At 62.7% G+C, this 18,570-nt stretch carries 20 protein-coding genes; 9 read left to right on the top strand and 11 right to left on the bottom strand.

Annotated features, from left to right (window positions below):
* Positions 1–5: 5 nt before the first annotated feature.
* From OCK01_RS01970 to moaA, 8 genes are all read right to left on the bottom strand, one after another.
* Positions 6–1,535: a DUF1800 domain-containing protein gene (locus tag OCK01_RS01970; protein WP_263822462.1), complete on the bottom strand. Its 1,530-nt coding sequence runs from the start codon at positions 1,533–1,535 to the stop codon at positions 6–8.
* 74 nt (positions 1,536–1,609) lie between these two features.
* Complete coding sequence (locus tag OCK01_RS01965) at positions 1,610–1,963, bottom strand: DMT family protein (protein ID WP_182829215.1); 354 nt, start codon at positions 1,961–1,963, stop codon at positions 1,610–1,612.
* A 156-nt stretch (positions 1,964–2,119) separates the two neighbouring features.
* On the bottom strand, positions 2,120–2,515 hold the full coding sequence (locus OCK01_RS01960; protein ID WP_263822461.1) for an acyl-CoA thioesterase: 396 nt from the start codon (positions 2,513–2,515) through the stop codon (positions 2,120–2,122).
* A 46-nt stretch (positions 2,516–2,561) separates the two neighbouring features.
* A complete protein-coding gene (mobB, locus tag OCK01_RS01955; protein WP_263822460.1) occupies positions 2,562–3,095 on the bottom strand; it encodes a molybdopterin-guanine dinucleotide biosynthesis protein B in 534 nt (177 codons plus the stop codon).
* The gene (gene mobA / locus OCK01_RS01950) at positions 3,092–3,733 is read right to left on the bottom strand and encodes a molybdenum cofactor guanylyltransferase MobA (protein WP_263822459.1); all 642 of its coding nucleotides are present in this window, start codon (positions 3,731–3,733) and stop codon (positions 3,092–3,094) included. The genes mobB and mobA overlap by 4 nt, the downstream gene beginning before the upstream one ends.
* Positions 3,734–3,743: 10 nt before the next feature.
* Positions 3,744–4,640, bottom strand: coding sequence for a DMT family transporter (locus OCK01_RS01945; RefSeq protein WP_263822458.1), 897 nt, complete (start codon positions 4,638–4,640; stop codon positions 3,744–3,746).
* A 130-nt stretch (positions 4,641–4,770) separates the two neighbouring features.
* Entirely contained in the window at positions 4,771–6,186 is a 1,416-nt protein-coding gene (locus tag OCK01_RS01940) for a diguanylate cyclase domain-containing protein (RefSeq protein WP_263822457.1), read from the bottom strand.
* 246 nt (positions 6,187–6,432) lie between these two features.
* Positions 6,433–7,470: a GTP 3',8-cyclase MoaA gene (gene moaA, locus OCK01_RS01935; RefSeq protein ID WP_263822456.1), complete on the bottom strand. Its 1,038-nt coding sequence runs from the start codon at positions 7,468–7,470 to the stop codon at positions 6,433–6,435.
* Positions 7,471–7,610: 140 nt separating this feature from the next.
* Between moaA and OCK01_RS01930 the strand changes: the two genes are divergently transcribed.
* The gene (locus OCK01_RS01930) at positions 7,611–7,970 is read left to right on the top strand and encodes a DUF971 domain-containing protein (RefSeq protein ID WP_263822455.1); all 360 of its coding nucleotides are present in this window, start codon (positions 7,611–7,613) and stop codon (positions 7,968–7,970) included.
* A gap of 25 nt (positions 7,971–7,995) precedes the next feature.
* Here OCK01_RS01930 and OCK01_RS01925 read toward each other — a convergent pair whose 3' ends face one another.
* Complete coding sequence (locus OCK01_RS01925) at positions 7,996–8,460, bottom strand: MarR family winged helix-turn-helix transcriptional regulator (RefSeq protein ID WP_263822454.1); 465 nt, start codon at positions 8,458–8,460, stop codon at positions 7,996–7,998.
* Positions 8,461–8,502: 42 nt separating this feature from the next.
* On the opposite strand from OCK01_RS01925, the gene OCK01_RS01920 reads away from it, so the two are divergent.
* The 5 genes from OCK01_RS01920 to OCK01_RS01900 all read left to right on the top strand — a co-directional run bounded on the left by OCK01_RS01920 (position 8,503) and on the right by OCK01_RS01900 (position 11,975).
* A complete protein-coding gene (locus OCK01_RS01920) occupies positions 8,503–9,396 on the top strand; it encodes an alpha/beta hydrolase (RefSeq protein WP_263822453.1) in 894 nt (297 codons plus the stop codon).
* A gap of 58 nt (positions 9,397–9,454) precedes the next feature.
* Entirely contained in the window at positions 9,455–10,063 is a 609-nt protein-coding gene (locus OCK01_RS01915; RefSeq protein ID WP_182829225.1) for a pyridoxamine 5'-phosphate oxidase family protein, read from the top strand.
* Between the two features lie 112 nt (positions 10,064–10,175).
* Positions 10,176–10,565, top strand: coding sequence for a hypothetical protein (locus OCK01_RS01910; protein ID WP_263822452.1), 390 nt, complete (start codon positions 10,176–10,178; stop codon positions 10,563–10,565).
* Positions 10,555–11,340 carry a M15 family metallopeptidase gene (locus tag OCK01_RS01905; protein WP_263822451.1) on the top strand — a complete coding sequence of 262 codons (786 nt, stop codon included), beginning with the start codon at positions 10,555–10,557 and terminating at the stop codon, positions 11,338–11,340. The genes OCK01_RS01910 and OCK01_RS01905 overlap by 11 nt, the downstream gene beginning before the upstream one ends.
* A gap of 11 nt (positions 11,341–11,351) precedes the next feature.
* On the top strand, positions 11,352–11,975 hold the full coding sequence (locus OCK01_RS01900) for a nucleoside 2-deoxyribosyltransferase (protein ID WP_182829227.1): 624 nt from the start codon (positions 11,352–11,354) through the stop codon (positions 11,973–11,975).
* A gap of 27 nt (positions 11,976–12,002) precedes the next feature.
* On the opposite strand, the gene OCK01_RS01895 is transcribed toward OCK01_RS01900, so the two are convergent.
* Both OCK01_RS01895 and OCK01_RS01890 read right to left on the bottom strand, forming a co-directional pair.
* Positions 12,003–13,067 carry a GGDEF domain-containing protein gene (locus OCK01_RS01895; RefSeq protein ID WP_182829228.1) on the bottom strand — a complete coding sequence of 355 codons (1,065 nt, stop codon included), beginning with the start codon at positions 13,065–13,067 and terminating at the stop codon, positions 12,003–12,005.
* A gap of 231 nt (positions 13,068–13,298) precedes the next feature.
* Positions 13,299–14,906, bottom strand: coding sequence for a fumarate hydratase (locus OCK01_RS01890; RefSeq protein WP_263822450.1), 1,608 nt, complete (start codon positions 14,904–14,906; stop codon positions 13,299–13,301).
* Positions 14,907–15,251: 345 nt separating this feature from the next.
* Between OCK01_RS01890 and OCK01_RS01885 the strand changes: the two genes are divergently transcribed.
* The 3 genes from OCK01_RS01885 (at position 15,252) to aldA (ending at position 18,564) form a co-directional block, all read left to right on the top strand.
* Positions 15,252–16,061, top strand: coding sequence for a GGDEF domain-containing protein (locus tag OCK01_RS01885; RefSeq protein ID WP_263822449.1), 810 nt, complete (start codon positions 15,252–15,254; stop codon positions 16,059–16,061).
* A gap of 60 nt (positions 16,062–16,121) precedes the next feature.
* Positions 16,122–17,015, top strand: a complete 894-nt coding sequence (locus OCK01_RS01880) for a LysR substrate-binding domain-containing protein (RefSeq protein ID WP_263822448.1) — start codon at positions 16,122–16,124, stop codon at positions 17,013–17,015.
* A gap of 127 nt (positions 17,016–17,142) precedes the next feature.
* Complete coding sequence (aldA, locus tag OCK01_RS01875) at positions 17,143–18,564, top strand: aldehyde dehydrogenase (protein ID WP_263822447.1); 1,422 nt, start codon at positions 17,143–17,145, stop codon at positions 18,562–18,564.
* Positions 18,565–18,570 lie beyond the last annotated feature (6 nt).

The raw sequence follows: 18,570 nt of genomic DNA, 5'->3' as shown, positions 1-18,570 counted from the left end.
TTTCGTCAGCGACGGTTGAATTCGGGGGAGGCGAGCGTCAGCGCCACGCCTGCGGCGCGGTTCGGCGCCTGCGACACGATGGTGATCGTGTCGTCGCGGGCGGCGTCGGCCAACACGACCTTGAGGAACTTGACCGGATCGGTCTGCCCGGCGCGGCGGCGGGCGAGCCGCTGCGCCCAGGAGATGCGGCCGGTGATCTGGCTGGCGGAAACCCAGGCGTCGAACCCCTCCGGAAAGCCCGCCGGGCTCGACGGTTGCCAGATCGGTTGACCGAGATTGCGCAAGGCGCGCACCGTGAGCGGATTATGCGGAATGCGGGCGCGCTTGGCCCGCTCGGCCTTCTTGCGTTCCGCCGGCGTCATCTTGTCGTCCGACATCATCATCTCGTCGTCGGCGTCCGCCGTCTTGGCTGCGGGACCGGGTGCCGCGGTTTCGCGCTCGTCCATCTCCGGTTCCGTCATCGCCTTCGCCTTGGCCGGAGGCACTGCAAAGTCCTGCTCATCTGCGAGCGTGGCCCGCAGGCCTGCGACGACGAAATCGAAGGGCTGGCGCGCCTTCTCGCTGGGATTGGCCCAGGCTGCGGGATGGTCGAGCATCGCCTGGTAAACGGAACGCAGGTCCCCGTCCGTCTTTTCCCAGGCGCGCGTCATGGCCTCGACGAGTTCCGTCGGCGGCTTGTCGGACACGAAATGAACGACGAGCTTGCGACAGATATGACGCCGGGTCTGAGGGGCGGCGGCGAGGTCATCGAGCATCGCTTCGATGTCTTTAATGGTGCGGCGCGGCCCGCCATAGGATTTCCCGAGAACCTCGATTGGACCGGGTTCTGCGCGCTGGCGCTGATAGACGACCTCGCCCCGGCCATTGACGTTGAGCCCGGTCAGCACCAGCGCGGCATTGCGCACGTCGTCCTGACCGTAGCCGCCGTCGACGCCCAATGTGTGAAGTTCCAGCAGTTCGCGGCCGAGGTTCTCGTTAAGCCCTTTTTTATCGTTTTCCTTCACGCGGGGAGAATTCGGACCCATCGACCGCACCTGATCCAGATAGGTCAACATCGCCGGATGAAGGATGGCGGCGCGCAGCAACTCGCGGAACGAGCCCGTCATGGCGGGCCGCAGCGCTTCGGCTTCGTACAGCGCCACATAGAATCGGGTCTTCGACTTCTGAGCCGAAACCGAGAAATGGTTGACCCAGAACATCGCCAGCCGCTCCGCGAAACCATTCGGCGACAAGGCGGCCTGTTCGATGCGCGCATGGAGGTCGATATTGTAGAGAATGCGCGCCTTGTCGATGATCTTGCCCCGCGCCACCGGACGCTCGTCCTTGGGAATCTTGTTCAGTTTGGCGAATTCGCGATCGAGCGCCTCGATGTCGGCGCGCCGTTGTTCGAGGCCTCCGACCGGAAACCGCAGCGCTTCTTTCCGCGCCGCGTCGAGTTGCCTCATGAGATCCTCCGGTCCGGTCGGTCCGGTCTCCCCGGGTCGCAGGCCGTAACCGAAGCGGATGGCGCTCATCGTGGCGCGGGACAAGGACATGGAGCAACTCCTCGACTACATGATTGACGCTGTTCTGGCCTCGAAATCAGACGAATTTGCGGATATCAGAACCGTCATGAACGGAAGATGAAGGATGCGCCGAGCGCGATCAGCGCGAAGCCGATGATCTGGTTGACGGTGACGCTCTCCTTGAGCCAAAACACCGAAAAGCCGACGAACACGACCAGCGTGATGACTTCCTGCATGGTCTTGAGCTGAGCCGTCGAATAGTGGGCGCTGCCGATGCGGTTGGCGGGCACGGCCAGACAATATTCGAAGAATGCGATCCCCCAGGATGCGACGATTGCGAGCACGATCGACGTAGTCTTGTGTTTGAGATGTCCGTACCAGGCGAAGGTCATGAAGATGTTGGACAGGAACAGCATGCCGATCGGCAGAAGGGCGGGGAGATTGAACGGACCAGACATGGAGAATCCCTCATGGACAGCGATTTGCCGCCTTGATCTGCCTCCTCTGTGGCGCGGTCAAGACGGCTGGCCGCAAAACGCGCGGATCGGCATCCGGTTGCATAGCCCCGATCGCCTGCCGCTGCGGCGCTGGCGCGCGTTGCTTGCCGAGCAAGATCACTCTTCCGGCACAGCCGTCGGTTTGCCTTCCTGATCGAGCGCCACCATCACGAAGGTGGCGTCCGTGACCTTTTCCATATGCGGAGAGAGGTAGCGCTGGGCCCAGGCTTCGACATTGAGCGTGATCGAGCTGCGGCCGACCTTGACGATATCGGTATAGATGCACAGCGTATCGCCGATCTTCACCGGCAACTGGAAGGCCATCTCCTTGACGGCGGCGGTCACCACGCGGCCATGGGCCCGTTCGGCGGCGCGAATGCCGCAGGCCAGGTCCATCTGCGCCATGACCCAGCCGCCGAAAATATCGCCCGCGGCATTGGCGTCGCCGGGCATGGCCAGCGTGCGCAGGGTGAGTTCGCCTGAAATCTCGGGGCGGGCGGGACGGTCGTTCATGGTGGTTTCTCGGTCTTTCATGAGGTTTGCGCCGGGATGGCTGTATTCACCGTCCGTGGCCGGTGTCGGGGAGTTCGAGATGGCGGAGAATGAACTCGGCGAGCCCCTGCGTGTCGTCGAGGTCGAAGCGCGGCGGGCCGTCGGTGTCCGGCGCGTGGTCCGACGCGACCGCCAGGATCTGCGGATCGAACGGCGCGAGCGGTTCCGTGCTCCTTGCGTCGCGCCGCCTCGTCTCGATTTTCGGGATCGGTTCGCGCTTGTAGCCTTCGACGAGCACGATGTCGCACGGCGCGAGCCGGGCGAGGATATCGTCGAGGCTCGGTTCCGGCGCGCCGCGCAACTCCTGCATCAGCGCAACGCGCGCGCCGGAGACCAGCGCCACTTCCTGGGCGCCGGCCTTACGATGCTGGTGGGAATCGGCGCCGGGCTTGTCGACGTCGCAATCGTGATGCGCGTGCTTGACGGTCGAGACGCGATAGCCGCGCGCCGTCAGTTCGCGCACCAGCCGCACCATCAGGCCGGTCTTGCCGGAATTCTTCCAGCCGGTGACGCCGAAGATTTTCGGTTGGTTCTTCGTCATGCGCATTCTTCCGACGATGCCGCACCGAGATGGCGAAGCGCCTCCGAGAGGTCTTCCGGCGTGTTGATGTTGAAGAACGGGTCGATCATTCCGGCGGCGGTCGGGACCGGATCGAAATGCACGACCCGCTTCACCTTTCCTTCGAGAAACGCGCGGACCCTGAGTGTCGGTGGCGCCGCCAGCCAGGCGTCGAGCGCAGGCAGGAGCGCGGTCGGCCAGAGTCCGGTGACAGGATGCATGCGGCCGCCCGACGCCGCGAGCGCCACGTCGTCATCACCTTCGAGCGTCGCCCCCAGGCGATCGAACAGGTCGGGCGGGAAGAAGGGCGAGTCGACCGTGACCACCGCGACGTGGCTCGCGTCGGGATGAGCTTCGACGACGTGGGCCAAAGCCGATTGCAATCCTGCCAGCGGCCCCTGAAAATCAGGCGACAGATCCGGTATCACAAGTGCGCCGGTCAGATCGATCGCGGCGTCGTTGGCGTTGACCACGATCGCGTCGACCTGCGGCGCGAGCCGCGCCGCGACGTGATCGATGAGTCGACCCGCTCCGAAAGGCAGCAGCGCTTTCGGTCGGCCCATGCGCGACGATCGGCCGCCGCTGAGTATGACGCCCGGGCAGGGCGATGGCTTATGCATGGCATGCTCACTACAGGGGTTGGCTCGCGGCCGCTGTCAGCCGACGCAGCCTGTTTTCGCGGTAGAACATATAGACGCCGGCGGCGACGACAATCCCCGAGCCGATGATGATCCACATGTCCAGCCGCTCGCCCAGGAAGACGACGCCGAGCAGGATCGACCACAACAGGCTGGTATAGCGGAAGGGGGCGATGAAGGAGATGTCGCCGGTGCGCATGGCCATGATCAGCGTCTGGTAGGCGGTGAACAGCATCAACGCCCCGAAGCCCAACGCCGCCAGATCCGTGACGTCGGGCGTGCGCCAGCCGCCCATCGGCTCGACGAGCAGCGCGCCGCTGACGGTGACGGCGACGGAGGCCGCGCCCGAGACGAGAAGCGTGGGCGCGCCCGGCATGATGCGTTTGGTGGCGAGGTCGCGGGCGGCGGCGGTCAGGACGCTGGCGATGACGATGAGCGAGGCGACGGTGAAGCCGTCTCCGCCGGGGCGGATGATCACCAGCACGCCGCAAAAGCCCGCGCTGATCGCCAGCCAGCGCCGCCAGCCCACCTTTTCACCAAGAAACAGCGCGGCTCCCATGGTGACCACGAGCGGCAGCGCTTGCATGATCGAAGCGGCGTTCGAAAGCGGCATCAGGCCGAGCGCATGGACATAGGCGATCGCCGCGAGCGCTTCGCAGAGCGTACGGAGCATCAGGGCGCGGTCGCGCAACATCGACGGCGAGAACGCCGGCCTCATGCGCCAGGCGAAAAGTCCGATGATCAGCGTCGTCATCGCGCCGCGCAGGAGCATGATCTGGCCGGTGTTCATGTGAGCGGCGACCAGCCGAACCATGGCGTCGTTCAGGGAGAAGCCCGCCATGGCGAGAGCCATCAACAAGGCACCGCGTAAATTGCGATTATCGGGCAACGATCCACTCCAGCAGGAAACGCCTCCGTCGAGAAGACGCTTCGTCCATCGTCGCCGCGCTGTTCTGCGCGAGACGCTTCGCCTCTAGACCGAAAGAGGCGATGGAGCCAGATCCGCGACGAAGTTTTCGTCAGACGGCTGCGTACCGAATATCGACATGCTGATCGGGCGAGGCGGCGAACCCGTGATGGAATCGCAGCGTATTCTTGCCCGCGGCCTTGGCTTCGTACAACGCGGCGTCGGCTGCTTTGAGCAGCCCCTGCGCGGTGACGTCGGGCTCCCAGGAGTCGGCGATGCCGATCGAGCAGCCGATATGGGCGTCCTGTCCGGTCGACAAGGCGATGGGATTGCCGATCGACAGAAGAATGCGCGCGGCGATGGCCTGGATGTAGCTGCGCTCGATCCAGCCGGTCATCAAGACGACGAATTCATCGCCGCCCAGACGCGCGACGAGATCGTTGGTCCGCAGACAGTCCTTCAATCGCCGCGCCACCTCCTGCAACAACTCGTCTCCGCAAGCATGACCGAACCGGTCGTTGACCTGTTTGAAGCCGTCGAGGTCGATATACATGACGGTGATGCCGCTGAAGCCGCGCGATACGCGGCGCACCGCGTCTTCGAGTTCGGTGTTCAATCGCGCTCGATTGGCGAGGCCCGTCAGACTGTCGGAGCCGGCGCGCTGTTCCCGATCGGAGATCAGCCGGCTGGAATTGCTGATGAACCGCGCCAGCAAGAGGCCGAGCGCAGCCAGCGCCAACACCAGAACAGCGAAAAACGGCATGACGATGCGCAACATCTGGTCGCCGGGCCGCGACGGGTTCCAGATGAGAAACGTCTTCTGCGCATCGCCGGAATTGCCGCGGATTTCGACGGCGGAATCGGGATGCGGCGCCTCTTCGGCGATATTGGAGAGCCTGAGATCGTCGAGATCGAAATTCTGCTCGAGACGATCGAGCGCGGCGTCGTCGAAGCGATCGACGAAGACGATGGAATAGCCGGTGGCCGGTCGTCGAACGTCCGTTACGGAAGCCACCGGGGCCACCGCAATTGTCACGGCTTGGCTTTGATACGGTATGACCGCCGCGAAGGTCTTGGTCGGGTTCTTGAGCCAGGCGCGATAGGCGAAGCGGAAGGCGTGGGGAAGGTCGATGACGCGTTCGCCGTTCTGCCGGCTGCCCTTGACATAGGAATAGATGGTTTCGCCGTCGGGACCGATGACGAAGGAGAAATCCAGTCCCAGCGTCTGTTCCGGGCCGGCGCCGATCTGGGCGCGCATCCAGGCGAGATCGGGTTTGTCGACGATATTGGCGACGGCGTCGTCCCAATAGCCATAGTCGGATGCGCTCGGCCCGAGGCGCTCCGCCTGGACCTGCAGCGCATGCCGCGCCAGCCGCGATTGATGACGCACGGCCACCTGCGTCTGGTAGTCCGCGATCCACAACAGACCGGCGAAGGCCAGGACGATCAAGCCTGCTATGAGGGCGCAGAGCGGCAGAATCAAACGGCGTATGAACTGACTGCCGGCATCCGCCGCGAGATCCATCATCGCAATCCCCTCGTTGTTTAAAGAGAGTCCTACTCGTGATGGTTCAAGTTTTCGCTAAATTATACGGTTAACGTAGCGTCAGGTCGATATCGCGCCACACATGCAACGTATTCGCAGGATCGGCCGCCGATCTCGATCGTGGTCTGATCTGCGGGTGACGGTGGCCGATTGTCGGCATCGCCTCAAAATCCCGCTATAGGTCGAGTGCGCATTCGCAAGGGAGTTGGACGCGGGATCGCACGCACGTCACCCGCCGGTGACGCTCATATGGCGCGACACCGCAGGACGGTTATGCGTCCGGTCGATGATGAAATCGTGGCCGCGCGGCTTGCGGCGGATCGCTTCGTCGATCGCGGCGGAGAGGACCGCATCGTCGTCGCTGGCGCGAAGCACGGCGCGCAGATCGGCGGCGTCTTCCTGCCCGAGACACATATAGAGCGTGCCGGTGCAGGTCAGCCGCACGCGGTTGCAGCTCTCGCAGAAATTATGCGTCATCGGAGTGATGAAGCCGAGACGGCCGCCGGTCTCTTCGACCGTGACATAGCGGGCAGGGCCGCCGGTGCGGAAGGGAATGTCTTTCAGCGTGAAGCGGCTTTCGAGAGCGGCGCGCAGCACGGAGAGCGGCAGGTAGCGATCGGTGCGGTCTTCTTCGATCTCGCCCATCGGCATGGTTTCTATCACGGTCATGTCCATGCCGCGGCCATGCGCCCAGCGCATGATCTCGGGCAGTTCCCGGTCGTTGAAATCCTTGAGGCCAACGGCGTTGATCTTGATCTTCAAGCCTGCCTTCTGGGCGGCGTCGACGCCTTCGAGGACCTTGGCGAGATCGCCGGTGCGGGTGATCTGGCGAAACTTGTCCGGGTCGAGCGTATCGATGGAGACATTGATGCGGCGCACGCCGTTGTCGACCAGTTCGCTGGCGAAGCGCGACAGTTGCGATCCGTTGGTCGTGAGCGTCAGCTCTTCGAGACTGCCGTCCTTTATCTTGCGGCCGAGCGCGCGGATCAGATGCATGATGTTGTGGCGCACCAGGGGCTCGCCGCCCGTCAGCCGCAGCTTCTTGACCCCCTTGTCGATGAAGGCGGAACAGAGCCGCTCCAGTTCCTCGAGTGTCAGCAGATCCTTCTTGGGCAGGAACACCATTTTTTCCGCCATGCAATAGGTGCAGCGGAAATCGCATCGATCGGTGACCGACACGCGGAGATAACTCACCATGCGGCCGAACGGATCGATCATCGGCGGCGCTGCCGCCTCGCGCGCGATCGGACCGGGAATGATATTCATGCGCTTGCTCCTCCGAAGCCCATCATCGGAATTTCGGCTTTTGCGTCAAGGTTCATATAGGGACAGCATAACCGATTTAAAGCCGAAATGTCTTGCTCCTGCGACATGGCTTGTCCTATTGAACGGCCGAGAGGTGACGCATGACCGAACATTGGCCGACCGAACTCCGCATTTCCACCGACCGCAGGACGCTGAACATCGTCTATGACGACGGCGCGGGATTTTCCCTTCCTGCCGAAATGCTGCGTGTCCTGTCGCCGTCCGCGGAAGTGCAGGGGCATGGCCCCGGCCAGAAGGTGACGGTGCCGGGCAAGCGCGACGTCATGATCCTCTCGGTCTCGCCGCAGGGCAATTACGCGGTGCGCATCGGCTTCGACGATCTGCATGACAGCGGCATTTATACCTGGCGCTATCTCCGCGAACTCGGGGAAACCGGCGACCGGCTGTTTGCCGCTTACGAAGCGGAACTCGCCGAAAAAGGCTTGAGCCGGGATCGGTAAGCGGCCGACGACGCAGCGCCTTGGATCAGTCTCGATCTCCCTGTGCGAGCAGCGTGGCGATGATACCTTCCATGTGATCGGCCACATCGTTGCATCTCTCTTCCGAGGCGCCCGCCATCACCTGGTCGATAAGCCCGGTCTGCACCTCCATCGCCTGCTCGGTGATCGCCTTGCCCTCTTCTGTGAGGAACAGGCGGAGCACCCGCTTGTCCTGGCTGTCGCAGCGTCTTTCGACCAGTCCGCGCTTTTCCAATTGCGGCAGCAGCATCGACATGTTGGAGCGGCCGACCAGCAGCTTGCGCGCCAGTTCCTGTTGGGAAATGCCTTCGCGCCGATAGAGATTGAGCATGATGTCGAGATGCGGCGGCTTGATGTCGAGATGGGCGATGTTGCGCGCCAGTGTCAGTTGCATCAACTGACAGGCGCGCGCCACGGCGATCCAGGTGCGGAAACGGGGGTGGTCCCAGGGTTGGGCTTGCTTTTTGTTCATTGTTGTACTTTATAGTTCATGACTGAACATTCTAGGTGCGGCATGTCATCATATAGCGTCAAGGCCTTGGGGCAACTGATCAATCTCGCCGGCGTGATTTCTCCCCGATTGAGCGGCGATGCGGCGATGTGGTTGTTCTGCAGGACGTCCCGCCCCGATCCGGCAACGGACAAGGAGAAAGCGCTGTTCGCCGCCGCCCAGCCGCGCATGGCCGAGGCGCGAATCGAGATGCTCGAAACGGCGCGCGCCCGCGTGGCCGCGCATGTCTTTCCGCCGATCGGCCCGGCCAATGGCAAACGCGTGCTGGTGGCTCACGGCTGGGGTTCGCGCATCGACTATCTGCAGGCGCTGATCACCGGCCTGAGGGAGGCCGGGTTCGAAGCCGTCGGGCTCGATCTGCCCGGGCATGGCCGGTCCAGCGGCCGGACGCTCAACGTGCTCATGGCGATGGCGGCGATCAATGCGGCCTGGGATCGGTTCGGCGACTTTCACGCCATGATCGGCCACTCCTTCGGCGGTTATTGTGCGGCGATGGTCGCGGCGGGGCCCGCGGAGTTGGTCCGCCGGCGGACGCCGAAGCGGCTCGTCACCATCGGCTCGCCGGTGGCGGCCAAGGACGTATTCGCCGGCTTTTCCGATACACTGGGCTTTTCCGCCCGGGTTCGCCGAGGTCTCGACGACTCGGTGGCGCGGCTGACGGGGCGGCCGATCCAGGCCTTTTCCGCCGAAACCATGCTCGCCGCCCATCCCGAACTGCCGGTGCTGGTGCTGCATGCCGAAGACGACAAGGAAGTGCCGGCGGCTGCGGCGCGATCTTATGCGTCGGCGGGGGCCCAGGTGCGGCTGGAATGGCTGAACGGCTGGGGCCATCGCCGCATCGTCAGTTCACCCGAAGCGATCGAACGCATCAAATCTTTTGTCGCCCAAACGTCATAAACCTCGCGGTTCTGTCATGAAGCCGGACTATGTTGCCTGTGAAACAAAGGAGACGGTGATGAAGACGGTGCAGTCGGTCGAGGAATTGAACACGCTTTACGGCCAGCCCGGAGAAGCGTCCATCATCAAGGTGATCGATCGCCTGACCCCGGAATATCGCCGCATGATCGAGGCCTCGCCCTTCGTGGCGCTGGCGACGGTAGGGCCGGAAGGTCTGGATTGCTCGCCGCGCGGCGACGCGGGGCAGGTGGTGTTCGTCGAGGACGAGCGGACTGTGCTGATGCCCGACTGGCGCGGCAACAACCGGGTCGATTCGCTCTCCAACATCGTTCGCGATCCGCGCGTCGGGCTGATGTTCCTGATCCCCGGCTCCAACACCACCATGCGGCTCAACGGCAAGGCCAGCCTGGTGATCGACGAGGCGATGACGACGCGGTTCACCATGGACGGCAAGCATCCGCGCTCGGTGATCGTGATTACGATCGAGGAGGTCTACACCCAATGCGCCCGCGCCGTAATCCGCGCCGATCTCTGGAACGCGGAGAAGCATCTCGACCCCAAGAGCCTGCCGACGGTGGGACAGATGATGCAGACCATCAAACAGGGTTTCGACGGCGACGCCTATGACCGCGACTGGCCGGGCCGCGCCGCCAACACCATGTGGTGATTTTCTCGGTGAGGCTAACTCATCCCAAATAAAGTCGGCCGCTGAGCCGTACTGACAAGCGACGCCAAACGCCGACGGCGCTATAGTTCGACTTCATTTGAGGAAGAAGCCCATGAAAAAACTGTTGATCCTGTCCAGCGTCGCCATCACGACGATCATGTCGATGTCCGTTGCGGGGCGCGCCGACGACGTGCTCGACGAATACAACGCCTATATCGGCGAAGACGATCTCTATAATTCCAACGGCGAGCGCCTGCGCGAGCCCTGGCAGATCATCCGTCAGGACCGCGCCAATTTTCACAAATATCGCGTGCGTCAGTCCGGCGACGAAAGCGACAGCTACTTCTCGTCTGTCGACAATCGCGCCGCCGCCGAACGCATGGTCCGCTCGGGCACGATCACCCGCGAGGCGCGACGCCTGCTCCTCAACGGCGACGTCATGATCAATGTAAAGGTCATGGAGGGCGACGACGGCGTCTATCTGAAGATCAATGTCGAATAAAATCGGCTTCGTCCTCGGCGCGGCGGCGTTGTTCGCCGCCGCGCCCGCATGCGCCCTGACACTGTCGGAAAAGCTCGATCTTCTGGTCGCGGCCTATCCCGACACGCTCGCCGGTTGGAAAGGCAATGCGCTGACGCTCAGAGGCGGGGAGACAATCGAGATCGACGACGGCGTCCGGCGCGACCATTTCGCCATGCTCGCCGAGGGCGATGTCGAAGACAGTCTCCGACAACTGTATGAGGCCGGTCCCTGCGATCCCAAGCCCTCCCTGAATTCCGATCCGGGACGCATCCGTTCAGAGCCGCTGATGAAGGCCATGTATGGCGACAGTGCGAACATCATAAAGGCGAGGTTGTCGCCGGTCGACTGGTTCGGTGAAACGTTGCGGGTCACCTCCGTCAACGGCGTCGACAAGGCGCTCGCCAAGGTGCGGGACGAACTTGCGGCCCAGCCGGATCTACGCGCCTATCTCGCACCGTCGGCGGGCGTGTTCAACTGGCGCAAGGTCTCGGGGCAGCCCAACCTTTCGGTCCACAGTTTCGGCGCGGCCATCGATCTCAACACAAAATATGCCGATTACTGGGTATGGTCGGGCGGCAAACCGGGCCGTGTTCCTGTCTACGCCAACAAATATCCCATGGAGATCGTCGAAATTTTCGAACGCCACGGTTTCATCTGGGGCGGGCGCTGGTATCACTACGACACGATGCATTTCGAATATCGTCCGGAACTGATCGCCATCGGTCGTGCTTCTGGAGTCGCCGCCAGCAAGTGAAGGAGTTTGCCATGTCGCTGAAGATCTATACCGCCGGGCCGGAAGTGTTTCTGCCCAACGCCCGCGAGGTGATGGCGAGAAAGACGGCGCTCTGCGCCCAATACGGCTTCACGGCGATCTGCCCCGGCGATCTCGACATTCCCCAGCAGCCGACGCTCTACGAATTCGGTCTGGCGATCAGCCGGGTCGACGAAGAGATGATGGATGCCGCGGATGCGATCGTCGCCAATCTCACGCCGTTTCGCGGCATCGCCGCCGATGTCGGCACCTGTTTCGAACTCGGCTATATGTGCGCCCAGGGCAAGCTGGTCACCGCCTACACCAATGTCGTCGAAAACCACTTCGAACGCACCAAGGCCTATTACAATGGCGAAATCAGCGTCGGCGAAGACGGCCACAAGCGTGGGGCCGACGGGCTGTCGCTCGAAGATTTCGACATGATCGACAATCTGATGATGCATGGCGGCGTTGTCAGGCGCGGCGGCCATGTCGCCGTGCATAAGGCGGCGGCCGATGCGCTCTACACCGATCTTACCGGTTTTGAAGCTTGCTTGAAGGCGCTTTCGGAAATGGCCAAGGGGCGGGCCGAGCATGGGCTTCGTCCCGAAGAACTCGACGCCAGCAACGACGACTGAGCCGGCGCGGCGCGTGTGGCGCGCCGCCTACTTCTTATAGAGCAGCCAGCTCTTGGAAAGTTCCTTCTTCATGCCGTCTTCGAACACCATGACCTTGTTGCGGCCGTTGCTCTTGGCGCAATAGAGCGCGACGTCGGCCTTCTGGTAGAGCTCCTGAGGGCTTTCGGCCTCGGCCGCCAGGCAGAGACCGAGCGACAGGGTGACGGGGCCGTAATTGACGCCGGTCTTGGAATTCTTGAACGGCGTCGATTCGAGCGCCCGTCTGATGCGCTCTGAAACGGCGCTGGCCTCTTCCTGGGAGGCGCCTTCGAGAATGATGGCGAATTCCTCGCCGCCGGTGCGGGCGACGAAGACGTCCTTGCGCACATTCGATCGGATGACATTGGCGACCGTCGCCAGGATCTTGTCTCCGACGGGATGGCCGAACGAGTCGTTGATGTTCTTGAAATGGTCGATATCGCCGATCACCAGCGACGTCGTGGTGCGACCGAACTGGCTGTCGAAGATCGATGCCAGCTTTTCGTCGAAGGCGCGGCGGTTGAAGAGACGCGTCAGCGAATCCGTATTGGCGATGCGCTTGTATTCGTCGAGTTCACGACGAATGTCCTCCATCTCGCGCGACTTGTTGGCCATGCCGACCATGGTTTCCTGACCATGGGTCATCGTGTTGTCGGTCGCTTCCGTCAGAAGCGAAATGGCGTTGGTGAGCAGTTCGGTGCTGGCCGCGCTCTTGGAATTGATGCGCTGATAGGTTTCGCCGAGCAGTTTGTTGTAGCTTTCGAGCGACGACTGCTCCTGGCGAAGCATATTCACCAGTCCTTCGAGTTCCCGGACAATCTTATGATGGGCGTGATCGACGGCGTTTCCCTGATGCCGACTGAAATACTGTGCGCCGATGGCGTCGAGTTCTTCCTGGGTGGCGCGGTTGCCGAGCGCCGCCAGATCTTTGGTCAGTTTGGGATTGGAGCCGATATAGGCTTCATAGAACAGTTCGTAGTTTCGAGGCATCGGAGAGACGCCCATCTGGCGCATCGCATAGGTGACCTGCGCGGCGACATCCGGCACCTGCACCTTGCCCTGCGAACCTGTCATGGGAAACTCCTCAGTCTATTTGCATGAACTTATATTCTTGAAGTATTTGGAAAGCGTTAACGATCTTCAATACAGTCGGGCGGCCGCGGTCCTCGAGCGTATTGCCCGCCTGTCGCCCGGCGTTCGGAGCAAAAGCCCGCATCCGCAATGGGCGACGCAGAAACGCCCGGCCACTGATCGCGCGCCGGGCGTCTCCAATCTCCACTTGCGATATCTTGCCGGCGGGTGGGCCTATTCCAGATTGAGCTCTTTGAAGAAGTCGTTGCCCTTGTCGTCTATGACGATGAAGGCGGGGAAGTCCTCGACTTCGATCCGCCAGATCGCCTCCATGCCGAGTTCGGGATATTCCACCACCTCGACCTTCTTGATGCAGTCCTTGGCCAGCCGCGCCGCGGGGCCGCCGATCGAACCGAGATAGAAGCCGTGATGCGCGCCGCAGGCGTCGCGCACCTGGCGGGAGCGGTTGCCCTTGGCGAGCATCACCATCGAGCCGCCGAAGGACTGGAACTGGTCGACATAGGAATCCATGCGGCCTGCGGTCGTCGGGCCGAAGGAGCCCGAGGCATAGCCCTCCGGCGTCTTGGCCGGTCCGGCATAATAGATGGGGTGGTTCTTGAAGTAGTCCGGCATGCCTTCGCCGGCTTCCAGACGCGCGCGGATCTTGGCATGCGCCAGATCGCGCGCCACGATGATCGGGCCGGTCAGCGACAGGCGCGTCTTGATCGGATGCTTGCTGAGTTCCGCCAGGATTTCCGCCATCGGACGGTTGAGGTCGATCTTCACCACGCCGTCGGAGAGACGGCTCTCGTCGATGTCGGGCATGTATTTCGACGGATCGGTCTCCAGCGCCTCGAGGAAGATCCCGTCCTTGGTGATCTTGCCCTTGGCCTGGCGGTCGGCCGAACAGCTGACGCCGAGGCCGATCGGCAGCGACGCGCCATGGCGCGGCAGGCGGATGACGCGGACGTCGTGACAGAAATACTTGCCGCCGAATTGCGCGCCGACGCCCAGCGACTGGGTCAGCTTGTGGATTTCCTGTTCCATCTCGAGATCGCGGAAGGCGTGGCCGCTTTCCGAACCTTCGGTCGGCAATTCGTCGAGATAATGGGTCGAGGCGAGCTTCACGGTCTTCAGATTCATCTCCGCCGACGTCCCGCCGATCACGATGGCGAGATGGTAGGGGGGACAGGCCGCCGTGCCGAGCGACAGGATCTTGTCCTTGAGGAAGGTCACCATGCGGTCATGGGTCAGCAGCGACGGCGTGCCCTGGTAGAGGTAGGTCTTGTTGGCCGAGCCGCCTCCCTTGGCGACGAACAGGAATTCGTATTCGTCGACGCCCTCTTCATAGATGTCGATCTGGGCCGGGAGATTGTTCTTGGTGTTCTTTTCCTCGAACATCGAGATGGGCGCGAGCTGCGAATAGCGCAGGTTCTTCCTGAGATAGGCGTCCATGACGCCATGCGCCAAGGCTTCGTAATCGCCGCCTTCGGTCCAGACGCGGCGGCCCTTCTTGCCCATGATGATCGCCGTGCCGGTGTCCTGGCACATCGGCAACACGCCGCCGGCGGCGATGTTGGCGTTCTTGAGCAGATCATAGGCGACGAAGCGGTCGTTGCCGGTGGCTTCAGGGTCGTCGAGAATCGAGGCGAGCTGCTTGAGGTGGTCGGCGCGCAGGAGATGGTTGATGTCGGCGAAGGCGGCTTCGGCGAGCAAACGCAGACCCTCCTCGGCGACCGTCAGGATCTCCTGACCCTTGAACATGTCCGTCGAGACATGATCGGATGAAAGCTTGCGGTATTCTGTCTTGTCCTCGCCGAGCGGGAAGAGATCTGCGGCCATAAGCTTGCCTTTCAATGCCAGAAGCGCTGCAAATGCGGCCTGTGTATAAGCTGGCCGCACGAATTTCAATGCGCCCTCGGCTAGGCCTTTCTGCTTAATCGATTGTAAAACCGAGGCAAACCTGAACGCGAACGTCACAATCTCTGTTCAGGAGTGACGCAAGCCTCCCGCATAGTTCAAATTGTATATTGTTCGTTAGAGGCGTGTTCACGCCTCGGTCTTAGTTTGAACGAGCCCTGGAAACAGAGGGAGCTCGGAATGATTCCGAACCGAAGACCCGTATCACGCGGGGTTGGGACATCCGTTGTCCAAAAAATATCGTTTGTTTGCCTCCTCGGCGTTCACATGCCGTTGGCGGTGATGCTGATGCAGGCGGGAAGCCTGCCGCCGCTGCATGTGCTGATCTGGCCGACTTTGGCCACGCTCTTCGGATCGATTCTGTGCATGACTGCGGTCTGGTGGCACCTGCTTCCGCTCAGCGAGCTGGCCGAAGGCCTGCGCCGCTTTCGACTTGAAGGTTATCTGCCGCGGCTCGAATCGGCTGGCGACGACGAAATCGGCATGGTGTCGGATTCCGTGGCGCGGCTGGTCGGCGAGCTCGACATCACGCTGAAGAAGCTGAAGGCGCAGGCCACGACAGATATCCTGACCGGTCTCGTCAATCGCCGGGCTATGCTCGACCGCGGCGCCGAGGAACTGGCGCGCGCCCAGCGCGGCCGCGAAACGCTGAGCGTGGTGCTGATGGACCTCGACAATTTTCGATCGGTCAACGAGGATTTCGGCCAGGAAATCGGTGATCACGTGCTCGTTGCAATCGGCCAGGTGTTGCGCGATAATCTCCGTCCTTATGACGTCGCGGCGCGCATGGGCGGCGAGGAATTCCTCATCCTTCTGCCGAGAACCTCGCTGAAGGACGCCAAAGGCGTGGCCGAGCGGCTGCGACGAAGCCTGGAACAGACAATTATTGATCCTGTCCAGCGCGGCCGGATCACCGCGAGCTTCGGCCTCGCCGTCAGCCATGGCGGCGTCAACGGCCTCGAGGACATGATCGCCGAAGCCGATCTGGCGCTGTACGAGGCGAAGCGCGCGGGGCGCAACGCGGTACGCGTCGCCGAGCCGATTTCGCTCGACCATATTCTCCGGCGGAGAAGCTGAGGTCTTCCCTTGGAGCGCGCGGGACGATAGCGTCGCGCGTTTCCGACGCCGGAGTTACGAATGCGCCGCTTGCCCGCCCTGACCGCCATGAAGATCTTCGAGGTCGTCGGCCAGACGAGAAGTTTCACGCGGGCGGCCGAGCGGCTGAACCTCACCCAGAGCGCCGTCAGCCGCCAGGTGCGCAACCTCGAGGAGCAACTCGGCGAAGCGTTGTTCATCCGCAAGCATCACGATCTCGAACTGACGGAATCCGGGGCGGAACTTTACGCCACGCTGCAGGACGCCCTCCACAATGTCGAATTAACGGTGCGCTCGATCATGGAAAAGAGCAGCGGCGCGCGGCTGCGGCTCAATGCGCCGCCGACCTTCGCGCGGCGCTGGCTGATGCCGCGCCTGCCGTCGCTGCGCGAAGCGCTGCCCGACGTCGACATCAGCATCAGCACCGATCTGCAAGACAATCTTGGCGAACGCAGCCTGCTCGATTGCGCCATCCGCTTCGGCGACGGCGAGTGGCCGCTGATGCAGGTCAGTCATCTCATGACGGAGCGACATGTCGCCGTCTGCGCGCCGTCGCTGCTCAAGGGGCAGGGGACGGTTTCCGGCGGCGATCTCTCTCGCTTCACCTTCGTGCATGTGTTGGCCTCGTCGAACCAGCGCTATCTCACCTGGCGGCATTGGCTGGATGCGGCGGGGCTGGCCGACGTCGACACCCGCGGCGGCCTCGAATTCGATCTTCTGGATCTCGCCATCGAAGCGGCCGTCAACGGCATGGGCGTAACGGTGGCCGACCGCGCCATGATTACGCCGCTTCTCGACCAGAGGCTGTTGACGACGATCATGGATGTCGAGGTGCCCGGCCATCAATCCTACTGGCTGGTGACGCGGCGCGAGCGCAGCGAAAGCGACAAGGTCGCAGCTTTCCGCGCCTGGTTGGAGCGGCAGCTTTCCGCCTGAATTTTCCGAGCATTCCTTTTTGGAATGCTTTGCCCGACAACTCCTCGCTTGCGCTTTGTTCAGTCCCGGATTTTGCTGAGCGATAACAGCCGCTTCGGGCGTGTCATTTGCATCGGGAATCAAGGCCATGGACCACCAGATCTTTGTCGGAGGACGTTTCGCCTCCTCGCAATCGGGCCGCATGATCGACGTCGTCAATCCGGCGACGGGAAAAGTCTTCGCGCGCGTTCCTTCGGCCTCCGCCGACGAGGCGGTGACCGCCGTCGAACGCGCAGCCGATGCGCAGAAGGAGTGGGGCGCGCGTCCCGCCATCGAGCGCGGCGATATGTTGCGGCGCTTCGCCGACGCCATCGAACGCAATGCCGATAAGATCGCGGCAGCGCTGGCCAGCGAGAGCGGCAAGAGCTTGGCCGACGCTCGCGCGGAAACCGGCTATGGCGTCGACCTGATGCGCTATCACGCCGAATGGGCGCGGCGCATCGAAGGCGAGGTGATCGAAAGCGACAGCTGCGACGAGACGCTGCTCTTGAAGCGGGTGCCGATCGGCGTCGCCGCCTGCCTGATACCCTTCAACTTTCCGGTCTACACCTTCGTACGCAAGGTGGCCCCGGCGCTGATCGCCGGCAACGCCGTGGTGGTGCGGCCGTCGAACTCCACGCCGACCTCGGCCTTCGCGATCGCCGCCTGTGCTGAAGAGGCGGGCGTGCCTGCGGGCCTGCTCAACGTGCTGACCATGGATCACGACGTCGCCCGCGTTCTATGCACCCAGCCGCAGGTGGGCATGATCACCCTGACCGGCAGCGTTGCGGCCGGGCAGGCGGTGCTCGATTATTGCAAGGTCAATATCGCCAAGCCCTCGCTGGAACTCGGCGGCAAGACGCCTGTGGTGGTGGAGCCGGACGCCGATCTCGACCAAGTCGCATCCCTGTTGATTGGGGCCAAAAGCTATCACTGCGGCCAGGTTTGCACTTCGGCCGAACGGGTCTATGTCCATGAAAGCGTGCATGATCAGCTGGTGGCCAAGTTGACCGCCGCTTTCAAGGCGCGTGAATTCGGCGATCGGTCCGAGGATCCGGCCAAGGTCGGGCCGCTGCAGACCATGGCGTCGCGCGCGCGCGTCCACGCCATGGTCGAACGCGCCGCGCAGGAAGGAGCGACAATTGCTGCGGGCGGCTATCTGCCCGAGGGCGACGGCTTCTTTTATCCGCCGACGCTGCTGCTCGATTGCCGCCACGACATGGAGATCGTGCGCGAAGAGATCTTCGGGCCGGTTCTTCCGGTCATCTCCTATTCGTCCTTCGACGAGGCGCTCCAGATGATGAGCGACCATCAATATGGCCTCGCCTCGGTGCTGATGACCGAGAACTACCGTAATATCATGCGCGCTTCCGACGTGGTGGAAGCCGGCGAGCTCTATGTCAACCGTTTCCCGGGAGAGCCCTATCAGGGCTATCACGCCGGCTGGAAGCGCTCGGGCCTCGGCGGCGACGACGGCAAGCACGGCATGCTGGAATTCACCCAGACCCGTCTCGTCATCCTCAAGCACTGAGCGCCG

Source organism: Rhizobium sp. TRM95796 (genome assembly GCF_025779995.1).
Taxonomy (GTDB): domain Bacteria; phylum Pseudomonadota; class Alphaproteobacteria; order Rhizobiales; family Rhizobiaceae; genus Rhizobium_E.
Note: the sequence above shows the minus strand (reverse complement) of the source record. Positions and strands in the feature narration are given on the sequence as shown.

What these genes read in the sequence shown, in the direction of transcription:
- OCK01_RS01970 (WP_263822462.1), bottom strand. Translation starts at nt 1,535, where the DNA reads ATGTCCTTGTCCCGCGCCACGATGAGCGCCATCCGCTTCGGTTACGGC.
- OCK01_RS01965 (WP_182829215.1), bottom strand. Translation starts at nt 1,963, where the DNA reads ATGTCTGGTCCGTTCAATCTCCCCGCCCTTCTGCCGATCGGCATGCTG.
- OCK01_RS01960 (WP_263822461.1), bottom strand. Translation starts at nt 2,515, where the DNA reads ATGAACGACCGTCCCGCCCGCCCCGAGATTTCAGGCGAACTCACCCTG.
- mobB (WP_263822460.1), bottom strand. Translation starts at nt 3,095, where the DNA reads ATGACGAAGAACCAACCGAAAATCTTCGGCGTCACCGGCTGGAAGAAT.
- mobA (WP_263822459.1), bottom strand. Translation starts at nt 3,733, where the DNA reads ATGCATAAGCCATCGCCCTGCCCGGGCGTCATACTCAGCGGCGGCCGA.
- OCK01_RS01940 (WP_263822457.1), bottom strand. Translation starts at nt 6,186, where the DNA reads ATGATGGATCTCGCGGCGGATGCCGGCAGTCAGTTCATACGCCGTTTG.
- moaA (WP_263822456.1), bottom strand. Translation starts at nt 7,470, where the DNA reads ATGAATATCATTCCCGGTCCGATCGCGCGCGAGGCGGCAGCGCCGCCG.
- OCK01_RS01930 (WP_263822455.1), top strand. Translation starts at nt 7,611, where the DNA reads ATGACCGAACATTGGCCGACCGAACTCCGCATTTCCACCGACCGCAGG.
- OCK01_RS01925 (WP_263822454.1), bottom strand. Translation starts at nt 8,460, where the DNA reads ATGAACAAAAAGCAAGCCCAACCCTGGGACCACCCCCGTTTCCGCACC.
- OCK01_RS01920 (WP_263822453.1), top strand. Translation starts at nt 8,503, where the DNA reads ATGTCATCATATAGCGTCAAGGCCTTGGGGCAACTGATCAATCTCGCC.
- OCK01_RS01915 (WP_182829225.1), top strand. Translation starts at nt 9,455, where the DNA reads ATGAAGACGGTGCAGTCGGTCGAGGAATTGAACACGCTTTACGGCCAG.
- OCK01_RS01910 (WP_263822452.1), top strand. Translation starts at nt 10,176, where the DNA reads ATGAAAAAACTGTTGATCCTGTCCAGCGTCGCCATCACGACGATCATG.
- OCK01_RS01905 (WP_263822451.1), top strand. Translation starts at nt 10,555, where the DNA reads ATGTCGAATAAAATCGGCTTCGTCCTCGGCGCGGCGGCGTTGTTCGCC.
- OCK01_RS01900 (WP_182829227.1), top strand. Translation starts at nt 11,352, where the DNA reads ATGTCGCTGAAGATCTATACCGCCGGGCCGGAAGTGTTTCTGCCCAAC.
- OCK01_RS01895 (WP_182829228.1), bottom strand. Translation starts at nt 13,067, where the DNA reads ATGACAGGTTCGCAGGGCAAGGTGCAGGTGCCGGATGTCGCCGCGCAG.
- OCK01_RS01890 (WP_263822450.1), bottom strand. Translation starts at nt 14,906, where the DNA reads ATGGCCGCAGATCTCTTCCCGCTCGGCGAGGACAAGACAGAATACCGC.
- OCK01_RS01885 (WP_263822449.1), top strand. Translation starts at nt 15,252, where the DNA reads ATGCCGTTGGCGGTGATGCTGATGCAGGCGGGAAGCCTGCCGCCGCTG.
- OCK01_RS01880 (WP_263822448.1), top strand. Translation starts at nt 16,122, where the DNA reads ATGCGCCGCTTGCCCGCCCTGACCGCCATGAAGATCTTCGAGGTCGTC.
- aldA (WP_263822447.1), top strand. Translation starts at nt 17,143, where the DNA reads ATGGACCACCAGATCTTTGTCGGAGGACGTTTCGCCTCCTCGCAATCG.